This is a genomic window from Pseudomonas sp. BF-R-19 (assembly GCF_019956445.1).
In the GTDB taxonomy this organism is placed as follows: domain Bacteria; phylum Pseudomonadota; class Gammaproteobacteria; order Pseudomonadales; family Pseudomonadaceae; genus Aquipseudomonas; species Aquipseudomonas fluorescens_BH.
In genome coordinates, this window is record NZ_JAHBDN010000114.1 from 65,449 (window position 1) to 84,885 (window position 19,437).

Here is a 19,437-nt window from a genome sequence, read left to right on the forward strand (position 1 = left end):
CCATATTCCCAAGCTACTGGTATGATGCGCGGCTTTTTCCGGCCCACAGTAATTTCCAGGCGCGTTCTGCTGCCTGTGCTTTGCTGTTGAGGTCGATACATTCACGGCGCCCGGCGCGCCACGGGGAGCAGACATGCTGGAAAGGCTGTTTCAACTCAAGGCACACAACACCAACGTGCGGACCGAGATTCTGGCGGGCGTCACGACCTTTTTGGCCATGGCCTACATTCTGTTCGTCAACCCGAGCATCCTCGGCGAGACCGGCATGGACAAGGGCGCGGTGTTCGTCGCCACCTGCCTGGCCGCCGCCATCGGCTCCACGACCATGGGCCTGATCGCCAACTACCCGATCGCCCTTGCTCCGGGCATGGGCCTGAACGCCTTCTTCACCTACACCGTGGTCCTGCACATGGGCCATACCTGGCAAGTGGCGCTGGGGGCGGTGTTCATCTCGGCGGTGTGCTTCTTCCTGTTGTCGATCTTCCGCATCCGTGAATGGATCATCAACAGCATCCCGCTGCCGCTGCGCTCGGCGATTGCCGCCGGTATCGGCCTGTTCCTGGCGCTGATCGCCCTGCACAACGCCGGTATCGTGGTCAGCAACCCGGCGACCATGGTCGGCCTCGGTGACCTGAAACAACCGGCTCCGATCCTCGCCACCCTCGGTTTTGCCCTGATCGTCGCCCTCGAAGCCCTTGCAATACGCGGTGCGGTGCTGATCGGCATTCTGGTGGTGACCATCGTTTCGATCGTGATGGGCTTCACCCCGTTCGGCGGCGTGATGTCGATGCCGCCGTCCCTGGCCCCGACTTTCCTGCAACTGGACATCAAGGGCGCGCTGGACATCGGTCTGGTCAGCGTGATCTTCGCCTTCCTGTTCGTCGATCTGTTCGATAACTCCGGCACTCTGATCGGCGTCGCCAAGCGCGCCGGTCTGATGCGCAAAGACGGTCACATGCCGAAAATGGGCCGCGCCCTGATCGCCGACAGCACCGCCGCCATGGCCGGTTCCCTGTTGGGCACTTCGACCACCACCAGCTACATCGAGTCCGCCGCCGGCGTGAGTGCCGGTGGCCGCACCGGCCTGACCGCCATCGTGGTCGCGTTCCTGTTCCTGCTGGCGCTGTTCTTCTCGCCACTGGCCGCCAGCGTTCCGGCCTTCGCCACCGCGCCGGCACTGCTGTTCGTCGCCGTGCTGATGACATCCGGCCTGGCCGAAATAGACTGGGACGACATTACCGTCGCCGCGCCGGTGGTGATCACCGCGCTGGCAATGCCGTTCACTTATTCCATCGCCAATGGCATCGCCTTCGGTTTCATTTCCTGGACTGCCATCAAGCTGATGTCCGGTCGTGGCCGTGAGCTGAACCCGGCGCTGGTGATCCTGTCGATTCTGTTCGTGATCAAGCTGGGTTGGTTCAACGCATGACTTTTGATTCCCAGGCCTACGCCGTTCAGCTCGAAGAAAAGGTCACGCGTCTGCGTGACCTGCTGGCCCCGTTCGATGCGCCCGAGCCAGCCGTTTTCGATTCGCCGCTGAAAAACTTCCGCCTGCGCGCCGAGTTCCGCCTGTGGCGCGAGGCCGGCGAGCGTCACTACGCGATGTTTTCCCAGGAAGACAAACGCACGCCAATCCTGATCGAAGAGTTCCCGATCGCCAGCCTGCGCATCAACCAGTTGATGCCGCAGCTGAAGGCAGCGTGGCAAGCGAGTGCGCCCCTGAGCCACAAGCTGTTCCAGGTGGAGTTCCTGACCACCCTGGCCGGCGATGCGATGATCACCCTGTGCTATCACCGCCCGCTGGACGAGCACTGGCATGCGGCGGCGTCGAAACTCGCGGCCGACCTGAACGTCAGCATCATCGGCCGCTCCAAGGGCAAGCGCGAAGTCATCGGTCACGATTACGTGGTCGAGAAGCTGGAAGTCGGCGGCCGCACCTTCAGCTATCGCCAGCCGGAAGGCGCGTTCACCCAGCCCAACGGCACGGTGAACCAGAAGATGCTCAACTGGGCGTACGATGCGCTCGGCGATCGCAGCGACGATTTGCTGGAGCTGTATTGCGGTAACGGCAACTTCACCCTGCCGCTCGCTACCCGCGTGCGCAAAGTGCTGGCCACCGAAATCAGCAAGACCTCGGTCAATGCGGCGCTGAGCAACCTCAGCGAAAACGCGGTGGATAACGTCACCCTGGTGCGTTTGTCCGCTGAAGAGCTGACCGAAGCCCTGAATGAAGTGCGCCCGTTCCGGCGTCTGCATGGCATCGACCTCAAGAGCTACGAGTTCGGCAGCGTGTTCGTCGACCCGCCCCGTGCCGGTATGGACCCGGACACCTGCGAGCTGACCCGGCGCTTCGACAACATCCTGTACATCTCCTGCAATCCAGAGACCCTGGCGGCCAATATCGCCCAACTGCACGACACCCACCGCATCACCCGATGCGCGATGTTCGACCAGTTCCCGTGGACCCATCACATGGAATCCGGGGTGATGCTGACCCGGCGTTGATGGCGCCTGCCAGGCACAAAAAAGCCGTCTTCACGACGGCTTTTTCTTTGGTACTTACAAGACAACATCGACCTTGCGCGGGCGCCCGCCTTTCCTGCCGTTGGCCCGCGCGGCTTCAGACTTTGCGGCGCTGCTCTGGCGACCATTGCGCGAAGCGACGACCGAGGCCGCCATGGCCATCAGTGGCTTGCTCGCAGAAATCATCCCGGCGATCGATACATGCAGGTCCTTTCCTTCATGGCACAGGGCAGTACCCGCGTAGCCGACAGTCAGACTGGCGTAGTCCTCGACCTCAAAATCATCGAACTCCGGATAGTTGGCCACGGGCAACAATACGCCGCTGCCGTCTTCGAAGCTGACGGCCAGACAGGGGGCCAGGTAGGTAACCGCTGTCGCTTGCAGGCTGTTTTTTCTACGTAGTTCGCCACGTTCAATGGCGTTGTCCAGGCTACTTTCCGTTACGGGAGTATCGGCCTGAACCTTGGCTTTTATCGTTTTCATAATTCGATCTCCACACCTTCCTGTGCGCCTATCAGGGACAGCAACGTCTTGTTCGATTCAGGTTCGTAGCAAGCCGATCCAATCATGTTGGTGGTACTGACAACCCTTTTCACCACAACGACTTCGTTGCTTTGCCAGTCCCACAGTTGATTATCAAGACAAGCCGTTTGTAATTTTCGCCACCAGATGCCCCGGGCGCGCCGCAAATGGGCAGGTTGCTGGAGCGCTTGGCGCAATCCCTCAAGCACCGCCAACGGTGGCCGACGCGAAAGCGGAACAACATCCCAGAGCTCGACACCGTTGTGCCAAAAGCTGAACCTGAATCTCGCACTCCACGTACCCGCCTCCACATGCGCATGAGGCGGACAATGCTCGTCTCGCAACATGATCACTACCGACAGTCCTTTGTAATGGCATACCTTCATGCTAACCCATCCGTTAGGTTAATGAATCCGAGGATTCGACATTCTCTGGAAAACCCGACCGCTGGCATTGGCCGTCGAATCATTTCTTGTGTCCTCAGGCTAGCGTCCTGGCGTTACCCGGCCCTGCGGAACACCGCGCGCAATGGTAAGAAATCCTTTCATTACAGCGCTGGCACCTGATAAATACTGATCCAGTATCTTCATCTGATCCCCGGTGTAATCAATCATGCAGCGACAATTCGACGATCTTCAGTTGGGCAGCATTGAGCTGTTTTGCCTGGCCGCCGAGGCCGGCAGTTTTACTGCCGCGGCGCTGGTGGCGGGCGTCACCCCCGCTGCGGTGAGCCGTTCGGTGTCGCGCATGGAGGAACGCCTGGGCGTGCGTCTGTTTGCGCGCACCACCCGCAGCGTGAAGCTGACCGACAGTGGTCGTCGCTATTACGAGGAGTGCCGCCTCGCCCTGGCGCAACTGATCGAGGCCCAGCGCGAGGTGATGGGCCAGCAGCAAGTGCCTTCCGGTACCTTGCGCATCAGTATTCCGACCACCTACGCGCATCATCGAATCCTGCCTTTGTTGCCCGAATTTCGGGCGCGCTATCCGGCGGTGAAGGTCGAGTCGCACATCAGTAATCGCAACATCGATTTCGTCGGCGAAGGCTACGACATGGCGATTCGCGTGCGAGCCATCCCGGATTCCGGCCTGATCGCCCGACCATTGGAAGATGCCGCCCTGGTGATGATCGCCAGCCCTGATTACCTGAAACGGGCCGGCACTCCGCAAACCCTCGACGATCTCGAAAACCACGAATGCATCCAGTACGAACTGCCCAGCAGCGGCCGGCGCATTGCCTGGTTGTTCAACGATGAAGGCGTGCCCCGGGAGATTCTGGCCGAGGGCAGCCTCAGTTGTTCCGACGATGTGCTGGGCGGTGTCACCTTGGCCAAACACGGGGCGGGGTTGTTTCAGACCTATCGTTTTATCGTGGAAAAGGAACTGGCCGACGGCTCGCTGGTGGAAGTGCTCAAGCCCTATGGCGGGCGGTCGCGGCCGTTTACCTTGCTGTATCCGCAAAGTCGCCATGTGCCGCTGCGCTTGAGGGCGTTCATTGATTTTCTGGTGGAGCATTTGCCGCGCTGAATACCGAAAGTGTCCGATCACCGCCCACAAACCGCCAGTGTGCCTTCACTCCAATTGACCAAATTAACTAGTTAGTACAATTTATCTCCACAGGCTGAAGTCCTCGGCCGATTCCAAAAATAATAAGTGGAGAGATTCCGATGTCCCCTATCGTTCTGGTGCTCAACGGCCCGAACCTGAACCTGCTCGGCACCCGTGAACCGGCGACTTACGGCCACGAAACCCTGGCAGACATTTCGGTCCTGTGCGCACGTACCGCCGAAGAATTCGGCCTGGCAGTGGAGTTTCGCCAGACCAACCATGAAGGCGAACTGCTTGACTGGATTCACGCCGCCCGCGGTCGCTGCGCCGGGATCGTCATCAATCCTGCCGCGTGGACCCACACCTCCGTTGCGATCCGCGATGCCCTGGTCGCCAGCGAACTACCGGTGATCGAAGTCCACCTGTCCAACGTCCACGCCCGCGAACCCTTCCGCCACCATTCCTTCGTTTCAGCCATTGCCACCGCCGTGCTGGCCGGTTTTGGCAGTCATGGCTATCGCCTGGCGCTGGAACACTTCAGCCATCGTTTGAAGGGGTGATCGCCGTGACTCAGAACCACGTGATACTGGCCGGGCTGATTGGCGCCGGCATCCAGGCTTCCCGCACACCGGCCATGCACGAGCATGAAGGTGATGCCCAAGGGCTGCGCTACCTCTATCGCCTGATTGATCTTGATCAGTTGAAACTCGACAGCAACGCCCTGCCCGACCTGTTGATGGCTGCCGAGCGCATGAACTTCACCGGGCTGAACATCACCTTTCCCTGCAAGCAGGCGATCATCCCGCTGCTCGACGAACTCTCGCCGGAGGCCCGCGGTATCGGCGCGGTCAACACGGTGGTGCTCAAGGATGGCAAACGCATCGGCCACAACACCGATTGCCTGGGCTTTGCCGAAGGTTTTCGCCGGGGCTTGAAGGGCGTTGCCGTTGAACGTGTCGTACAGATGGGCGCCGGCGGCGCAGGTGCGGCGGTGGCCCACGCGTTGTTGAGCGAAGGCGTACAACAGCTGAGCATTTTTGACGTGGACATCCGCCGCGCCCAGGATCTGGCTGACAATCTCAATCAGCATTTCGGCGTCGCTCGAGCAGTGGCCGGATATGACCTGCCCAACGCCATGGCCCAGGCTGATGGCCTGGTGAACACCACGCCGATGGGCATGAAAAAGCTGCCGGGCATGCCGGTGCCGGTGGAGTTGCTGCGGGCCGAATTGTGGGTGGCGGAGATCGTTTACTTCCCGCTGGAAACCGAACTGCTGTGCAACGCCCGCGCTCTCGGTTGCCGGACGCTGGACGGCGGCAACATGGCGGTGTTTCAGGCGGTGAAGGCGTTCGAGTTGTTCAGCGGCGTGGTACCGGATGCCCAGCGGATGCTTGAGCATTTCCAGAGCATGAATGACTGAATGACTGAATGAGTGAAGTGAGGGGGCAACCCCCTCACCTCGCCTCAGGCTTGCAGGTACCGCAGAACCGACTCGCAAATCATCTCCCGATGACGCTGCTTGATGCGTTCGTCCGGCAGGTCGATCTGAAAAATCTCACCAAAGGTGTGGCGGTTCGAGACGCGATAGAAGCAGAACGAACTGATCAGCAAATGCACATCCAGTGGTTCAAGACCGGCACGGAACACCCCCTGCTCGGCGCCGCGGCGCAGAATCTCGCCCAGTGAATCGAGGATGGTGTTGTTCATCGCCTTGATCGCATCGGAGCGCTTCACGTACTCAGCGTTGTGAATGTTCTCGATACTGACGATGCGCACGAAATCGACGTTGCGATCATGGTGATCGAAGGTGAACTCCACTAGCCGCCGAATGGCTTCGACCGGCGCCAGCTCCGCCAGGTGCAGGCGATTTTCGGTGTTGCGGATATCGCCGTAGAGTTTCTCCAGCACCTCGACGTAGAGCTGTTCCTTACTGCCGAAGTAGTAATAGATCATGCGCTTGGAGGTGTGGATGCGCTCGGCGATGGCATCGACGCGAGCCCCGGAAAGCCCCTGCTGGACGAATTCGACAATCGCCTCCTGCAGAATGTTTTCGCGGGTCTTTTCCGGGTTGTTCTTGCGACTCTTGCGCGGCTCGGTACCAGGTTCTACGGAGGCTGCGGGGAGTTCTGAGGTCATTGTCATTGCGGGCTCACGGCCATCACTGCACAGGCTGGCGATTATGGGCTGCGCGGCACGGTGAAGGAAGCCGCGCAGCCCACGTTTAATCCCGCGTTTACGAATTTCCTACAACTTCGCCTGGCGCAATGCACCGCTACGGGATTTGGCCATGGCCGCCAGGCGCACCGCGACGTTGGCGGCGCCGTAGCCGGCATAACCGTTTTTACGCTGGATGATCTCGAAGAAGAATCGCCCCTCGAACGGCTCGGTGTACACATGAAACAGCTCACCGCCCTGGGCGTCGCGGTCGTACAGCACGTTGTAGTAGGCCAGTTCGCTGAGGAACTCGTCGTCGAAATCGAATCGCGCCGCCAGGTCATCGTAGTAGTTGAGCGGGATATCCAACAGCGGCACGCCCGCCTCTTTTGCACGGCTGACCTGGGCAAAGATGTCATCACAATCAAACGCGATGTGATGCACACCGGAGCCGCGATAACTCGACAGCGCGTGTGAGATCGCGGTGTTGCGGTTCTCGGAAATGTTCAGTGGCAGGCGGATCGAACTGTCGCGACTGCGCAAGGCACGGCTCTTCACCAGACCATAAGGATCCGGCAGCACGACTTCATCGTCCGCCTCGAAATCCAGCAGGCTCTTATAGAACAGCACCCAGCTGTCGAGGCTGTCGGCCGGCAGCGCCATGGCCATGTGGTCGATGCGCTTGAGGCCACCGCTGACCGGCGCATCCGCCAGCAGATTGAAGTCGGTGCCGTAGACGTCGGCATCCTGGTCCACCAGATAGATCAGGCTGCCATCAGGCGCACGCACCGCCGCCAGTTCCAGTTCATTGGGGCCGACCAGCCCGCGATAGGGTTGCCCCTTATAGGCCACGGCTCGGGCCAGCGCGCTGGCGCTGTCCTTGACCCGCACGGCGGTGGCGCACAACGAAGGGCCGTGGGCCTCAAAGAAACTGTGACCGAACGAGTAAGGCTCGGAGTTGAGGATCAGTTTGATATCGCCCTGGCGCATCAGGCTGACGCTCTTGGAACGATGCTGCCCGGCCTTGACGAAACCCAGTCGCTCAAGCCAATGGGCGAGTTTGGCGCCGAGGCTTTCGTCCACGGCAAATTCCAGAAACTCGATGCCGTTGTACTCACTGGCCTTGGGCGTTTCGAACAGAATCTCAGAGTTGGCCGCAGGCTTGGCTTCCTGCGCCAGACGCTCGCGGGTTTTCTCTTCCAGGTACAACAACGAACGCAAGCCATCGGCGGCGTTGGCCCGTGGCGGCGCGGCGCGGAAACCGTCGTTGAAAATTTCCAGCGACAAAGGCCCGGTGTAGCCGCTCTTGATGATCGGCGCGAGGAACCCCGGCAAATCGAATTCACCCTGGCCCGGGAAGCAGCGAAAATGCCGGCTCCACTCCAGCACGTCCATGGCCAGGATCGGCGCGTCGGCCATTTGCACGAAGAAAATCTTGTCCCCTGGAATCTCGGCGATAGCGCTTGGATCGCCCTTGAGCGACAAGGTGTGAAAGCTGTCCAGCAACACGCCGAGGCTTGGGTGATCGGCCTGACGCACGATGTTCCACACCTGTTGCCAGGTGTTCACATGCCGACCCCAGGCCAGTGCTTCGTAACCGATGCGCAGGCCGCGTGCCCCGGCGTGCTCAGCCAGCAGTCGCAAGTCGTCGACCAGAATCTGTTCATCACCGATGGACTCGGCCGAGGCGTTGCTGCACACCAGCACCAGGTCAGTGCCCAGTTCCTGCATCAGGTCGAACTTGCGCTCGGCGCGTTCCAGGTTGCGCGACAGGCGATCGCGGCGGCAGCCTTCGAAATCGCGGAACGGTTGAAACAGCGTGATGGCGATCCCGAGATCGGCGCACATCTGTTTAATTTCCCGCGGACTGCCGTCGTAGTAGAGAAGGTCGTTCTCGAAAATCTCGACGCCGTCGAAACCGGCGGCGGCAATGGCTTCGAGTTTTTCCGGCAGGGTACCGCTCAAGGATACGGTGGCAATGGAACGCTGCATGTTTTCGGCTCCCGGTGGAGGCTTCGGCTACAGGGAATTTGCGCCGCTTTTAAAAGAGTGAACGAATTATTGAGCCGGTCGGTGCATTGAGCAATTTAAAGTGTACTACCCAGTTAGTTTTGCGTGCGATTATCGAACACAATGGCCGATAGCGAATTGACGATTTTTTGTTCACTGCGCAACATCAACACCACATTGGGTCCGGTCTTGAAATCGTCGGCCCCGGTCAACAAAACCCAGAACACCACATAAAAATTTCAAAAAACGGGTACACGCTAATGCGCTCATTCAACGCCTTGCTCACTCGCTCCACCGTCATTACGCCTTGCCTGGCGTCCATCCGAACCCCGCGCACCGCCGGCACCACCGTGCCCGCTCGCTGAATAACCCGTCAGCCGACGAACACAGCCGATCAGCCCTTTCGCGCACGCCGCGACAGACCGATTGATCACGCGCCCTTGAAGTCACGACGAGCCCCGCTTGTCAGTCATTGAACGGATGGCACACATGATTCCTTCTCAAAGCTCCCGCATGGCACCTGCCATGAGCACCGCCACCGGCGGTATCGGCGACAAGATTCGCGGCGCCATGGCCGTCGGCAAAACCCGTTGGGGCATGCTGGCACTGGTGTTTTTCGCCACCACCCTGAACTACATCGACCGCGCCGCCCTGGGCGTGATGCAGCCGATCCTGGCCAAGGAAATGAGCTGGACGGCGATGGACTACGCCAACATCAACTTCTGGTTCCAGGTCGGTTACGCCATCGGTTTCGTGCTGCAAGGCCGCTTGATCGACCGGGTCGGCGTCAAGCGCGTGTTCTTCTGCGCGGTGCTGCTCTGGAGCCTGGCGACCGGCGCCCACGGTCTGGCCACTTCGGCGGTCGGCTTCATGGTTTGCCGATTCATCCTCGGCCTGACCGAAGCTGCCAACTACCCGGCCTGCGTGAAAACCACCCGCCTGTGGTTCCCGGCCGGCGAGCGTGCCGTGGCCACCGGCATTTTCAACGCCGGCACCAACGTCGGTGCGATGTTCACCCCGATGCTGCTGCCGCTGATCCTGCACGTCTGGGGCTGGCAGGCCGCGTTCCTGTGCATGTCAGCACTGGGCGGGATCTGGTTGCTGTTCTGGGGCCTGAAGTACTTCAACCCGGAAGACCACCCGAGCGTCAAACAGTCGGAACTGGACTACATCCAGAACGAAGTCGAACCGGAACAAACCCGCGTACCGTTCTCGAAAATCCTGCGCATGCGTGGCACCTGGGCCTTCGCCCTCGCCTACTCGATCACCGCGCCGGTGTTCTGGTTCTACCTGTACTGGCTGCCGCCGTTCCTCAACCAGCAATACAACCTGGGCATCAACGTCACCCAGATGGGTATCCCGCTGATCATCATCTACCTCACTGCCGACTTCGGTAGCGTTGGCGGCGGCATCCTCTCCTCGTTCCTGATCGGTCGCGGCGTCAACCCGATCAAGGCGCGACTGATGTCCATGTTCCTGTTCGCCTGCTGCATCATTGGCGTGATCATGGCGGCCGGCTCCAGCAACCTGTGGGTCGCGGTGGCCGCCATCTCCCTGGCCATCGGCGCGCACCAGGCCTGGACCGCGAACATCTGGAGCCTGGTGATGGACTACACGCCCAAGCACATGATGAGTACGGTGTTCGGCTTCGGCGGCATGTGTGCGGCGATTGGCGGGATGTTCATGACCCAGTTGGTCGGCCACATCCTGACCATCACCAACAACAACTACACCGTGCTGTTCACCATGATTCCAGCGATGTACTTCATTGCGCTGATCTGGATGTACTTCATGGCACCGCGCAAGATCCCGAAAGTAGAAGACTGATGTTCCCTCGGCGCAGGCCCGATCTCGGGTCTGCGCTTTTTTTTGCCTGCGTTTTGCCTGCGTTTTGCCGCAGCTTAGCGGCGGCTTTGCTGCCAGGCCGCTGCCAACCCGCTGCAGCAGATCACGGCAATGCCGAGCACGGTGGTCAGTGTCGGCGTGTGGGAAAACAGCAGCCAGCCCAAGAGGCCGGCGAAGATGATCTGGCAATAGCTGAACGGCGCCAGCAGTGCCGGTGCCGCGAGACGAAAAGCCTGGGTCAGGAACAAGTGAGCCGTCATCCCGCAGGCCCCCAGCGCCAGCATCATCGCGCCATGCACCAGGTTCGGCGTCTGCCAGAAGAACGGCACCAGCGCACTCATCACCAGCGTGTTGCACAAGCCGGCGAAGAAGTTGCTGGTGGTCGGGCTGTCGATCTCGCTGAGCTTGCGCGTCAGCAGTTGGTAGAAGCAGAAAAACAGTGCCGAGCAGAACGGCAGCAACACCGCCGGGGTAAACAGATCTCCCCCGGGGTGAACGATGATCAGCACCCCGCTGAAACCGAAAATCACCGCCAGCCATTGCCCCCGGGTCACGCGCTCGCCAAGCAGCGGTACCGACAACGCGGTGACCAGTACCGGAGCGAGGAAGTTGACCGACGTCGCCTCGGCCAGCGGGATGTACATCAGCCCCGTGGTGAAAAACAGGCTGGTGCCCAGCAGGCACAGCGCCCGGATCACCTGCAGCAATGGCCGTTTGGTACGCAGCACCCGCAGCCCGGACTGCGGCAGGAAAATCCCGGCCATCAGCAAGGTGTGAACCACGTAGCGCGCCCAGACCACCATGACGATGGGATAGAAACCGGAGAGGTATTTGGAAAAGGCGTCGTGGCTGGAAAACAGGAAAGTTGCGACAACGATCAGCAGGATCCCTTTGAAGGGCTGATTGACGCCGGAAAGCGGGGTGCTGACGGTCATTGGGTTTCCTTACTTGAAGTCAAAACATCGCAGGCAAGCGACGCTTCCACACAGTCAGCCTAGAGCATGTGGAAGGCGTCGCCTGCCCGCGATCAATACACAGCAGCGCTTACAGCCGCGCCAACAATTCCCGGGTTTTATCCAGCGCCATCTGCGCCCGGTCCAATCCACTCACACCCTGCTCCAGCAACTGCACGGTGGGAATTTCCAGGCTCAACGGAATGTCAGCCGGCAAACCGCGCAACAACCCCGGCAGGTCACAATCGCCATCGCCGGGAAAACGCCGTTCGTTACGCGCCTGACGCAAGATCTCCGCCATATCCGCCGGCCGAGGTCCTGCGACGTCACACAACTGTGCATACCGTAACCGTGAGGGGGCAACTTTGACCAGTTCTTCCAGCCGCGATCCAGAGCGGTCGAAGTGAAAGGCGTCGACCAATACGCCGCCGTTTTCACGCCCGGCGTTTTCCACGATTCGCGCGGCTTGTTGAAGATCGCGCGCATCGGTCCAGGGCATGAACTCCAGGTGCGGGTGCAGCCCATAGGCTGCCGCCAGATCACAGAGCTCGGCAAAATGCTGCGTCAGCCGCTGTTCGTCAGGATCGTTACCGGCCACCAGCAAATCACTGGCGCCGAACTCGGCACCCACAGCGAGGATTTTCTCGAAATCGGCGACGACGGTTTCCGGCTTGAGTCGCAGGATTTCGACGTCCAGCACCCGAATACCGGTATCGCGCAGACGCGCCAGGGTCTGGCGCCGCAATTCGTGGTCGGCCACCAGGGCAAAATGATGCTCCTCTGGGGTCGCCGGTACCAGACGCAAGCCGACATGGCTGTAACCGGCCCGCGCGGCGACCTCGACCATGTCGGGCGGCGACAACTCCAGCACGGTCAGGCTGGCCAGGGAGAAGATACGCTCGCTCATGTTCAACCCTCGATCAAGGATGGCGTGCAGGCACGCCCGGTTTCGGCGGCTTCGCGGATGGCTTCGATCAGCGCCAATGTACGCGCGGCATCGGCGGCACTCACCAGCGGCTCGACCTCCCGCCGCGCAACGCGTACGAAGTGCTGCAACTGCAGGCGCAGGGCTTCATCGGCACTGAAGCTTTCCTGGGTTGCCAGCAACGGTCGATGCCAGCCGCCGTCGACTTCGTTGTAGTGCCAGCGTTTAAGCTGCGGAATGCTCAGCGCCCCACCCGTTCCGGCCAGCAAGTAGCACGGCTGATCAGGATGACGTGGATACACCGGGTTCTCCCCCGAATCCAGCTCCCAGCTCCAGGGCGCCGCCACCGCATCGGAGCCGGTCAGGCTGCCCAGTGCACCGTTGTCAAATTGCAGCAACACCGCCGCGCAATCCTCATTGGCAAACCCGCGAATGGCATTGCTGGTGATGGCCTGAACCTGACGCACTTCACCGCACAAATGCCGCAGCAGATCGAGGTCGTGGATCAGGTTGGTCAACAACATCCCCGCACCGGCCTCGCGGCGCCAGGGTGTTTCGAAATAGCTGTCGGGCTTGCGCAACTGCCAGAGCGCCGTGACCGTGGTCAACCGACCCAATGCGCCGCTGTGGACAAGTTCGTGGGCGCGGGCGATCAGCGGATTGTGCCGACGGTGATGTCCGACCAGTACCGGAACGCCACTGGCCTTCGAGGCAGCCACCAGCTCCCGGGCTTCATCCAGGTGCACGCCCACCGGTTTTTCCAGCAATACCGGCACGCCGGCCGCGAGGCAATCGAGGGCCGTGCTGACGTGCAGCGTGTTCGGGTTGGCGACTATCACGGCGTCCGGTTTCGCCTGCTCCAGCATCTGACGATGATCGGCGAAACAGGCTACGCCCCATTGCGCCGCAAGACTGGCCGCCTGCGGTCCGGGATCGGCCACGGCGCACAACCTTGCTTCAGTCAGGGATTGCAGATGCTGGTAGTGCTGCTGGCCCATGTTGCCAGCACCGATCAGGGCGATGCGAAGTGGCGAATTCAAGATACGGTCCTCTTGTGAGCGTTATTGGAGCGAAGAATTCCAATAATTTAGAACCTGGTTCCAGATTCTTACACAGACCTGCCCTGAAAGTGTTCGAACAGCGCACAACTTCTCAAGCTGAACGCTGTTCAAAATGTGGGAGCGGGCTTGCTCGCGAATGCGGTGTGTCATGCGATCTGGATGGCGACTGGCACACCGCATTCGCGAGCAAGCCCGCTCCCACAGTCGATTTGCACAAGCCTTAGCTGAACAACTCCGAGGCCAGACTCGCCGCCGACAACTCCTCGGTGTACGCCAGCAACAACGGCGCCAGCTCATGCAGCCGCGCCCCTGGCATCCGTGCACTCGGCCCGGCGATGCTGAGCACGCCGATCACCCGCCCATCGGCGGGATGGCGCACCACTGCCGCAATCGCCGAAGTGCCGACCGCCGAACTTTCCTCAACCCAGGCGTAGCCCGTCTCCCGCGCCAGACGCAGGCGCTCGAGCAATTCGATGTTCGAGCGCGGCGCGTTCGGCCCCACATGTTCCGGCACCTGCGCGCCCTGCCGTTCCACCAGTGACAAGGCTTCGGCATCGCTCATGCACGCCAGCCACGCATGCCCCGAGGCTGTGTAGAACAACGGCGCATCACGGCCCATGTCCGGGTCGTAACGCAGACCGGAACGCGCGCCCTGGGATTTGGCGATCCAGGTCTGACGCTCGCCGTCGATCACCCCGAGACGCACCAGTTCGCCGGTTTCCTGAGCCAGGCGGTCAAGCACCGGCTGCACGATGTCGGCACCGCTGCTCGACAGGTAACGGAAGCCCATCGCCACCAGTTTGGTCGAGAGGTGATAACGCAAATTATCCGGATTCTGCCGCACATAACCGAGGCGGATCAGCTCGGCCAGCAGGCGATGGGTCGCGCTCTTGGGAATGTCCAGTTGCTCCGCCAGGGTCTGCATCGGCAGGCCGCGGGGATCGCTGGTGAGGCTTTCGAGCACACTGAAAACACGTTCGATCTGACTGCCGGCCATGGTCGCTTCCACGCAAAATTTGCTCGATTCTAGAAGACAACCGCACGAATGCGAAATCTGGAACTGAACGTTCGATAACCGCCCGCTTTACGCCCTTCAGACTTGTTCGGCTTTACCTGACTCTTATATTTTCTGGAACCAAATTCCAAAACAATAAAACACCGGAGTTCAAACAATGCCTGCCGAAGCCCACTTTCTTCCCGACATCGACTGCGATGTGCTGATCGTTGGCTCCGGTGCTGCGGGACTGTCGGCGGCTGTGACCGCCGCGTGGCACGGGCTGAAAGTCATAGTGGTAGAAAAGGACCCGGTGTTCGGCGGCGCCACGGCCTGGTCCGGTGGCTGGGCCTGGGTGCCCTGCAATCCGCTGGCCCGGCGCGCGGGCATCGTCGAAGACGTTGAACTGCCGCGCACCTACCTGAAACACGAACTGGGCGAGCGCTTTGATCCAGCGATGATCGACGCTTTCCTGGAAGCCGGCCCGCGGATGGTGTCGTTCTTCGAGCAGCACACCTCGCTGCAATTTTCCGACGGTAACGCCATTGCCGACATTCATGGCGACACGCCCGGGGCAGGTACCGGTGGACGCTCGGTGATTGCCGCCCCTTACGACGCACGAAAGGTCGGCACACTGCTCAAGCGTCTGCGCAAAACCATGCGGGAAACCTCGTTCATGGGCATGCCGATCATGGCGGGAGCGGATCTCACGGCATTCCTCAACCTGACCCGTTCGCTGTCGGCGGCCTGGCATGTTACGCGGCGTTTCAGCCGTCACCTGTTTGACCTCGCCATGCATGGCCGGGCGATGCAACTGGTCAACGGCGTGGCCTTGGTGGCACGCCTGGCGAAATCCGCCGATGACCTCGGCGTGTTGCTCTGGGAATCCGCGCCCGTGAGCCGATTGCTGCGCGAAAATGATCAGGTACGAGGTGCAGTGGTCAGCACCGCCAAAGGCTCGGTGCGCATCCATGCACACAAGGCCGTGGTGCTCGCCGCGGGTGGCTTCGCCAATGACATCCAACGCCGCAAGGCACTGTTTCCCCGCACACCGACCGGGCATGAGCATCTGGCCTTGCCGCCCCTCGGCGTTTGCGGCGATGGCCTGCGCCTGGGCGAAAGTGTCGGTGCCCGGGTCAACAGCGACATGGCGTCCGCTGTGGCCTGGGCGCCGGTTTCGCAAGTGCCGCACGGCGACGGCAGCACGGGACACTTCCCGCACATCATCGAGCGTGGCAAACCCGGCATCATCGGTGTGCTGAGCAACGGCCAGCGCTTCGTCAATGAAGCCAACGGCTACTACGACTACGTCACGGCCATGGTCGCCGCCGCCCCGCCGGGTGAAGAAGTGGCGTCGTGGCTGATCTGCACCCATGGTTTTCAACGTCGTTATGGCCTGGGCATCTCTCGGCCATTTCCGCTGCCGCTGTCATCCTTCATCCGCAGCGGCTATCTGAAAACCGGCGACACCCTTGAGGAATTGGCTGCAGCCTGCGGCATCGACCCGGTTGGCTTGCGCAGCACCGTATCGGACTACAACCGCCACGCGCGCAACGGTGAGGACCCGCAGTTCGGTCGTGGTTCCACGCCCTACAACCGCAAGCAGGGTGACGCGTTGCAACAACCTAATCCATGCGTCGCACCGATTGAGCAAGGCCCGTTCTATGCCGTGAAAGTCCAGCCGGGCTGCTTCGGCACCTTCGCCGGGCTCAAGGTCAACCAACATGCCCAGGTCCTGGATGATGCAGCGCAACCCATCGCCGGCCTGTACGCGGCGGGCGGCGACATGGCCAGCATCATGGGCGGTCACTACCCCGCTGGCGGCATCAATCTCGGCCCGGCGCTGACCTTCGGCTACATCGCCGCGCGCCATATCGCAGGCGTCACTGCTTATGAAAAGGAGATCGACCATGCAGCACATCGTTAATGCACAGGGTTTGAACATGCCGAAACTCGGCCTCGGCACCTGGCCAATGCTCGGCGAGGAATGCACCCGTGCCGTGGAGCAGGCCCTGGCCCTGGGTTACCGGCACATCGACACGGCAGCGGCCTACAACAACGAAGACGCTGTCGGTCAGGCGCTGGCGAACAGTCCGACACCCCGCGAGCAGATCCACGTCACGAGCAAAGTCTGGTGGGACCAACTGCAACCCGACGCCATGCGTCACTCCATGGACCGTAGCCTCAAAGCCCTGCGCAGCGAATACGTCGACCTGTTCATGCTCCATTGGCCAACCACCGATTGGGACTTGCCGCGCACCATAGAAACCCTGGTGTCGTTCAGGGAACAAGGCCTGGCGCGCAACATTGGCGTGGCGAATTTCCCACTGCCCTTGCTACGCAAAGTCGTCGAAGAACTGGGGGCGCCGCTGTCGGCGATCCAGGTCGAATACCACGTGCTGCTCGGACAAAACGCCCTGCTCAACTACGCCCGTCAACAGGATCTTGCGCTGACAGCCTACACGCCACTGGCGCGCAACAAGGTGTCGCAGATTCCGGCCATCCAGCAGATCGCCGCGAAACACGGCGTACTGCCGACCCAGGTCGCGCTCAAATGGCTGCTGGATCAACCCAACGTGGCCGCAATTCCCAAGGCCAGCAGCGAGTCCAATCAACTGGCCAACCTCGCGGCGCTGGATGTGCGACTGGATGATGAAGACCGTGCCTTGATTGCCAGCCTGTCCAAACGCGAGCGTCAGGTCAGCCCTGACTTTGCCCCGGTGTGGGATGCATTCGACGAATAATCCGCAAGACCGGCGATCGCCCTCTCGATAAAAACCCATCGCAGGACGGAATTCGACGGGATATCCGTGTTCAATACAAACCTGAAATGTTCTCGGCAGCCTCTCGCGGGGTGCCGGGAATCAGCCTGTGCGCGAGAAAAAGACGGACGACCGGACTGGCGCCGCTCCCACTTGGCGGCAACACTCATCGCACGGAGCTTTACCCGGAACAGAAGAGGATTCCCACATGCTATGGAAAAAAGGCCGACGCAGCGACAACGTGGTCGACGCCCGTGGCGATGATGTTGGCGGCGGTGGCGGCGGCATGCGTTTTGGCGGTGGCAAAGGCCTGAGCCTGACGGCGATCCTGCTGATCGTCGGCATCGGCTGGATCACCGGCCAGGATCCGCTGCAAATCCTCGGACAACTGACCGGGCAAATGGACCAGCAATCGGCACCCGCCACCAACCAGAGTCGCCAGGCACCACCGGTCAATGATGAGAGCGCGGAATTCGTGCGCTCGATCCTCGGCGATACCGAGGACACCTGGGGCGCAATTTTCCAGCAGGCCGGCCGCCAATATAAGGACCCGACCCTGGTGCTGTTCAGCAATCGCGTGAATTCGGCCTGCGGTCTGGCCACCTCGGCGACCGGCCCCTTCTATTGCCCCACCGACCAGAAGGTCTACCTGGACATGGCGTTCTTCCAGGAGATGTCCCAACGTTTTTCCGCCGCGGGCGACTTCGCCCAGGCCTACGTGATCGCTCACGAAGTCGGACACCACGTGCAGACCCTGCTTGGGGTGTCCGCAAAAATTCAGGCAGCACGCCAACAAGGCCGGCAGATGGAAGGCGACGGCGGTTTGCTGGTTCGTCAGGAACTGCAAGCCGATTGCCTGGCCGGCGTCTGGGCCAACAACGCGCAGAAGCGCCTGAACTGGCTGGAACCGGGCGACATCGACGAAGCATTGAACGCAGCGAACGCCATCGGCGACGATCGTTTGCAGCAACAGGGTCAGGGCCGTGTGGTCCCGGACTCGTTCACCCATGGTACGTCGGCGCAACGGGTGCGCTGGTTCAAAACCGGTTTCGCCCAAGGCCAGGTTGGCCAGTGCGATACCTTTGCGGCGAAAAATCTGTAAATGAAGAAGTGGTTGTTGGTTGTTCTGTTTACTTGCGCAACGTCCCAGGCCGCCGAGCAGGGGGTCAAAGACCTCAGCTCAGGGCGCCTGCTGTTGAAATCAGGTGAAATCGCGGTGGGCATCAGCCCCGCCCCGGCAAAAATCGAACGGGTGCTGATCATCCTCCACGGTCGTTTGCGCAATGCGCAAACCTATCTGCAGAGCGGTGAGCACGCGGCCGAACTGGCCGGGCAAAGCGCAACGACCCTGGTGATCGCCCCGCAATTCCTCAATGAAGCCGACGTTGCGGTCCATCCGGTAGCCGACACGGTTTTGCGCTGGCAAGGCAATGAATGGATGGCTGGCGGCGAATCCACGGCGCCGTTTCGGCTGAGTTCCTACGCGGCGCTCGACGAAATCATCGCCCGGTTGGGTGACCGTCAGCAGTTTCCGGAGGTGAAGCAAATTGTCATCGCCGGGCACTCCGGCGGCGCGCAGGTGGTTCAGCGCTATGCATTGCTCGGTCACGCGCAATCCGACCTCGATGCGGCCGGCGTGCAGGTGCGCTACGTGATCGCCAATCCGTCCTCCTACGCTTATTTCGATGAGCGCCGGCCCGTGGCGTTCAGCCACGCCGGTTGCCCGAACTTCAATCGTTGGAAGTACGGGCTGGCGGATTTACCGGCCTACGCCGAAGGGCAAACTGCCGCGCAGTTGCAGGAAAGTTACCTAAAGCGTGAAGTCGTTTATCTGCTGGGGCAGCAGGACATCGATCCGAATCATCCGGCGCTGGATAAAAGCTGTGAGGCCAAGGCGCAAGGGCCGTCTCGATTGGCCCGCGGGCGTTTTTACTTCGATTATCTGAAGCGGCTGCAACCGCAAGGGTTGAAGCAGCAACTGATTGAAGTGCCCGGGGTCGGGCATGACGGGGACGGGATGTTTACCTCGCCGGAGGGGCAGAAGGCTTTGTTTGGACAATGACTCTTGTAGTGCCTGGGCCTGCCTCTTCGCGAGCAAGCCCGCTCCCACAATGGATCTGAGTGAACACAACATCGTGAACAC

Annotated in this window: 18 protein-coding genes; 10 read left to right on the top strand and 8 right to left on the bottom strand. The window is 61.0% G+C overall.

From position 1 onward, the window contains the following. Nucleotides 1-133: 133 nt before the first annotated feature. Nucleotides 134-1,429, top strand: coding sequence for an NCS2 family permease (locus KGB28_RS29685; RefSeq protein ID WP_223449029.1), 1,296 nt, complete (start codon nucleotides 134-136; stop codon nucleotides 1,427-1,429). Continuing rightward, nucleotides 1,426-2,505 (top strand): tRNA (uridine(54)-C5)-methyltransferase TrmA, encoded by a 1,080-nt coding sequence (trmA, locus tag KGB28_RS29690; protein ID WP_160385687.1) that lies wholly within the window; start codon nucleotides 1,426-1,428, stop codon nucleotides 2,503-2,505. The genes KGB28_RS29685 and trmA overlap by 4 nt, the downstream gene beginning before the upstream one ends. Nucleotides 2,506-2,559: 54 nt before the next feature. On the opposite strand, the gene KGB28_RS29695 is transcribed toward trmA, so the two are convergent. Continuing rightward, nucleotides 2,560-3,006, bottom strand: coding sequence for a DUF2442 domain-containing protein (locus KGB28_RS29695; RefSeq protein WP_223449030.1), 447 nt, complete (start codon nucleotides 3,004-3,006; stop codon nucleotides 2,560-2,562). Next, nucleotides 3,003-3,431, bottom strand: coding sequence for a DUF4160 domain-containing protein (locus KGB28_RS29700; RefSeq protein ID WP_223449031.1), 429 nt, complete (start codon nucleotides 3,429-3,431; stop codon nucleotides 3,003-3,005). The genes KGB28_RS29695 and KGB28_RS29700 overlap by 4 nt, the downstream gene beginning before the upstream one ends. Nucleotides 3,432-3,657: 226 nt before the next feature. Here KGB28_RS29700 and KGB28_RS29705 point away from each other — a divergent pair, with 226 nt between their 5' ends. From KGB28_RS29705 to KGB28_RS29715, 3 genes are all read left to right on the top strand, one after another. Then, nucleotides 3,658-4,569, top strand: a complete 912-nt coding sequence (locus KGB28_RS29705) for a LysR family transcriptional regulator (RefSeq protein ID WP_223449032.1) — start codon at nucleotides 3,658-3,660, stop codon at nucleotides 4,567-4,569. A 140-nt stretch (nucleotides 4,570-4,709) separates the two neighbouring features. Beyond that, nucleotides 4,710-5,150 carry a type II 3-dehydroquinate dehydratase gene (aroQ, locus tag KGB28_RS29710; protein ID WP_150727002.1) on the top strand — a complete coding sequence of 147 codons (441 nt, stop codon included), beginning with the start codon at nucleotides 4,710-4,712 and terminating at the stop codon, nucleotides 5,148-5,150. A 5-nt stretch (nucleotides 5,151-5,155) separates the two neighbouring features. Then, nucleotides 5,156-6,010, top strand: coding sequence for a shikimate dehydrogenase (locus tag KGB28_RS29715; protein WP_223449033.1), 855 nt, complete (start codon nucleotides 5,156-5,158; stop codon nucleotides 6,008-6,010). Between the two features lie 44 nt (nucleotides 6,011-6,054). Here KGB28_RS29715 and KGB28_RS29720 read toward each other — a convergent pair whose 3' ends face one another. Together KGB28_RS29720 and quiC are read right to left on the bottom strand one after the other, a co-directional pair. After that, nucleotides 6,055-6,732 carry a TetR family transcriptional regulator gene (locus KGB28_RS29720; RefSeq protein WP_223449034.1) on the bottom strand — a complete coding sequence of 226 codons (678 nt, stop codon included), beginning with the start codon at nucleotides 6,730-6,732 and terminating at the stop codon, nucleotides 6,055-6,057. 102 nt (nucleotides 6,733-6,834) lie between these two features. After that, nucleotides 6,835-8,736, bottom strand: a complete 1,902-nt coding sequence (gene quiC, locus KGB28_RS29725; RefSeq protein WP_223449035.1) for a 3-dehydroshikimate dehydratase QuiC — start codon at nucleotides 8,734-8,736, stop codon at nucleotides 6,835-6,837. A 507-nt stretch (nucleotides 8,737-9,243) separates the two neighbouring features. Here quiC and KGB28_RS29730 point away from each other — a divergent pair. Continuing rightward, nucleotides 9,244-10,581 (top strand): MFS transporter, encoded by a 1,338-nt coding sequence (locus tag KGB28_RS29730; RefSeq protein ID WP_223449036.1) that lies wholly within the window; start codon nucleotides 9,244-9,246, stop codon nucleotides 10,579-10,581. A 74-nt stretch (nucleotides 10,582-10,655) separates the two neighbouring features. Here the strand turns inward: KGB28_RS29730 and KGB28_RS29735 are convergent, their stop codons facing one another. The 4 genes from KGB28_RS29735 to KGB28_RS29750 all read right to left on the bottom strand — a co-directional run bounded on the left by KGB28_RS29735 (nucleotide 10,656) and on the right by KGB28_RS29750 (nucleotide 14,535). Continuing rightward, entirely contained in the window at nucleotides 10,656-11,534 is an 879-nt protein-coding gene (locus tag KGB28_RS29735) for a DMT family transporter (RefSeq protein WP_008052441.1), read from the bottom strand. 109 nt (nucleotides 11,535-11,643) lie between these two features. Then, nucleotides 11,644-12,459, bottom strand: coding sequence for a sugar phosphate isomerase/epimerase family protein (locus KGB28_RS29740; protein WP_223449037.1), 816 nt, complete (start codon nucleotides 12,457-12,459; stop codon nucleotides 11,644-11,646). Nucleotides 12,460-12,461: 2 nt separating this feature from the next. After that, complete coding sequence (locus KGB28_RS29745) at nucleotides 12,462-13,517, bottom strand: Gfo/Idh/MocA family protein (protein ID WP_223449038.1); 1,056 nt, start codon at nucleotides 13,515-13,517, stop codon at nucleotides 12,462-12,464. Nucleotides 13,518-13,758: 241 nt separating this feature from the next. Then, on the bottom strand, nucleotides 13,759-14,535 hold the full coding sequence (locus KGB28_RS29750; RefSeq protein ID WP_223449039.1) for an IclR family transcriptional regulator: 777 nt from the start codon (nucleotides 14,533-14,535) through the stop codon (nucleotides 13,759-13,761). A 175-nt stretch (nucleotides 14,536-14,710) separates the two neighbouring features. Here KGB28_RS29750 and KGB28_RS29755 point away from each other — a divergent pair, with 175 nt between their 5' ends. From KGB28_RS29755 to KGB28_RS29770, 4 genes are all read left to right on the top strand, one after another. Further along, a complete protein-coding gene (locus tag KGB28_RS29755) occupies nucleotides 14,711-16,459 on the top strand; it encodes an FAD-dependent oxidoreductase (protein WP_223449040.1) in 1,749 nt (582 codons plus the stop codon). Next, on the top strand, nucleotides 16,443-17,276 hold the full coding sequence (locus KGB28_RS29760) for an aldo/keto reductase (RefSeq protein ID WP_223449041.1): 834 nt from the start codon (nucleotides 16,443-16,445) through the stop codon (nucleotides 17,274-17,276). The genes KGB28_RS29755 and KGB28_RS29760 overlap by 17 nt, the downstream gene beginning before the upstream one ends. Before the next feature lie 226 nt (nucleotides 17,277-17,502). Then, nucleotides 17,503-18,396: a neutral zinc metallopeptidase gene (locus tag KGB28_RS29765; protein ID WP_223449042.1), complete on the top strand. Its 894-nt coding sequence runs from the start codon at nucleotides 17,503-17,505 to the stop codon at nucleotides 18,394-18,396. Further along, entirely contained in the window at nucleotides 18,397-19,356 is a 960-nt protein-coding gene (locus KGB28_RS29770; protein WP_223449043.1) for an alpha/beta hydrolase, read from the top strand. Nucleotides 19,357-19,437: the final 81 nt, after the last annotated feature.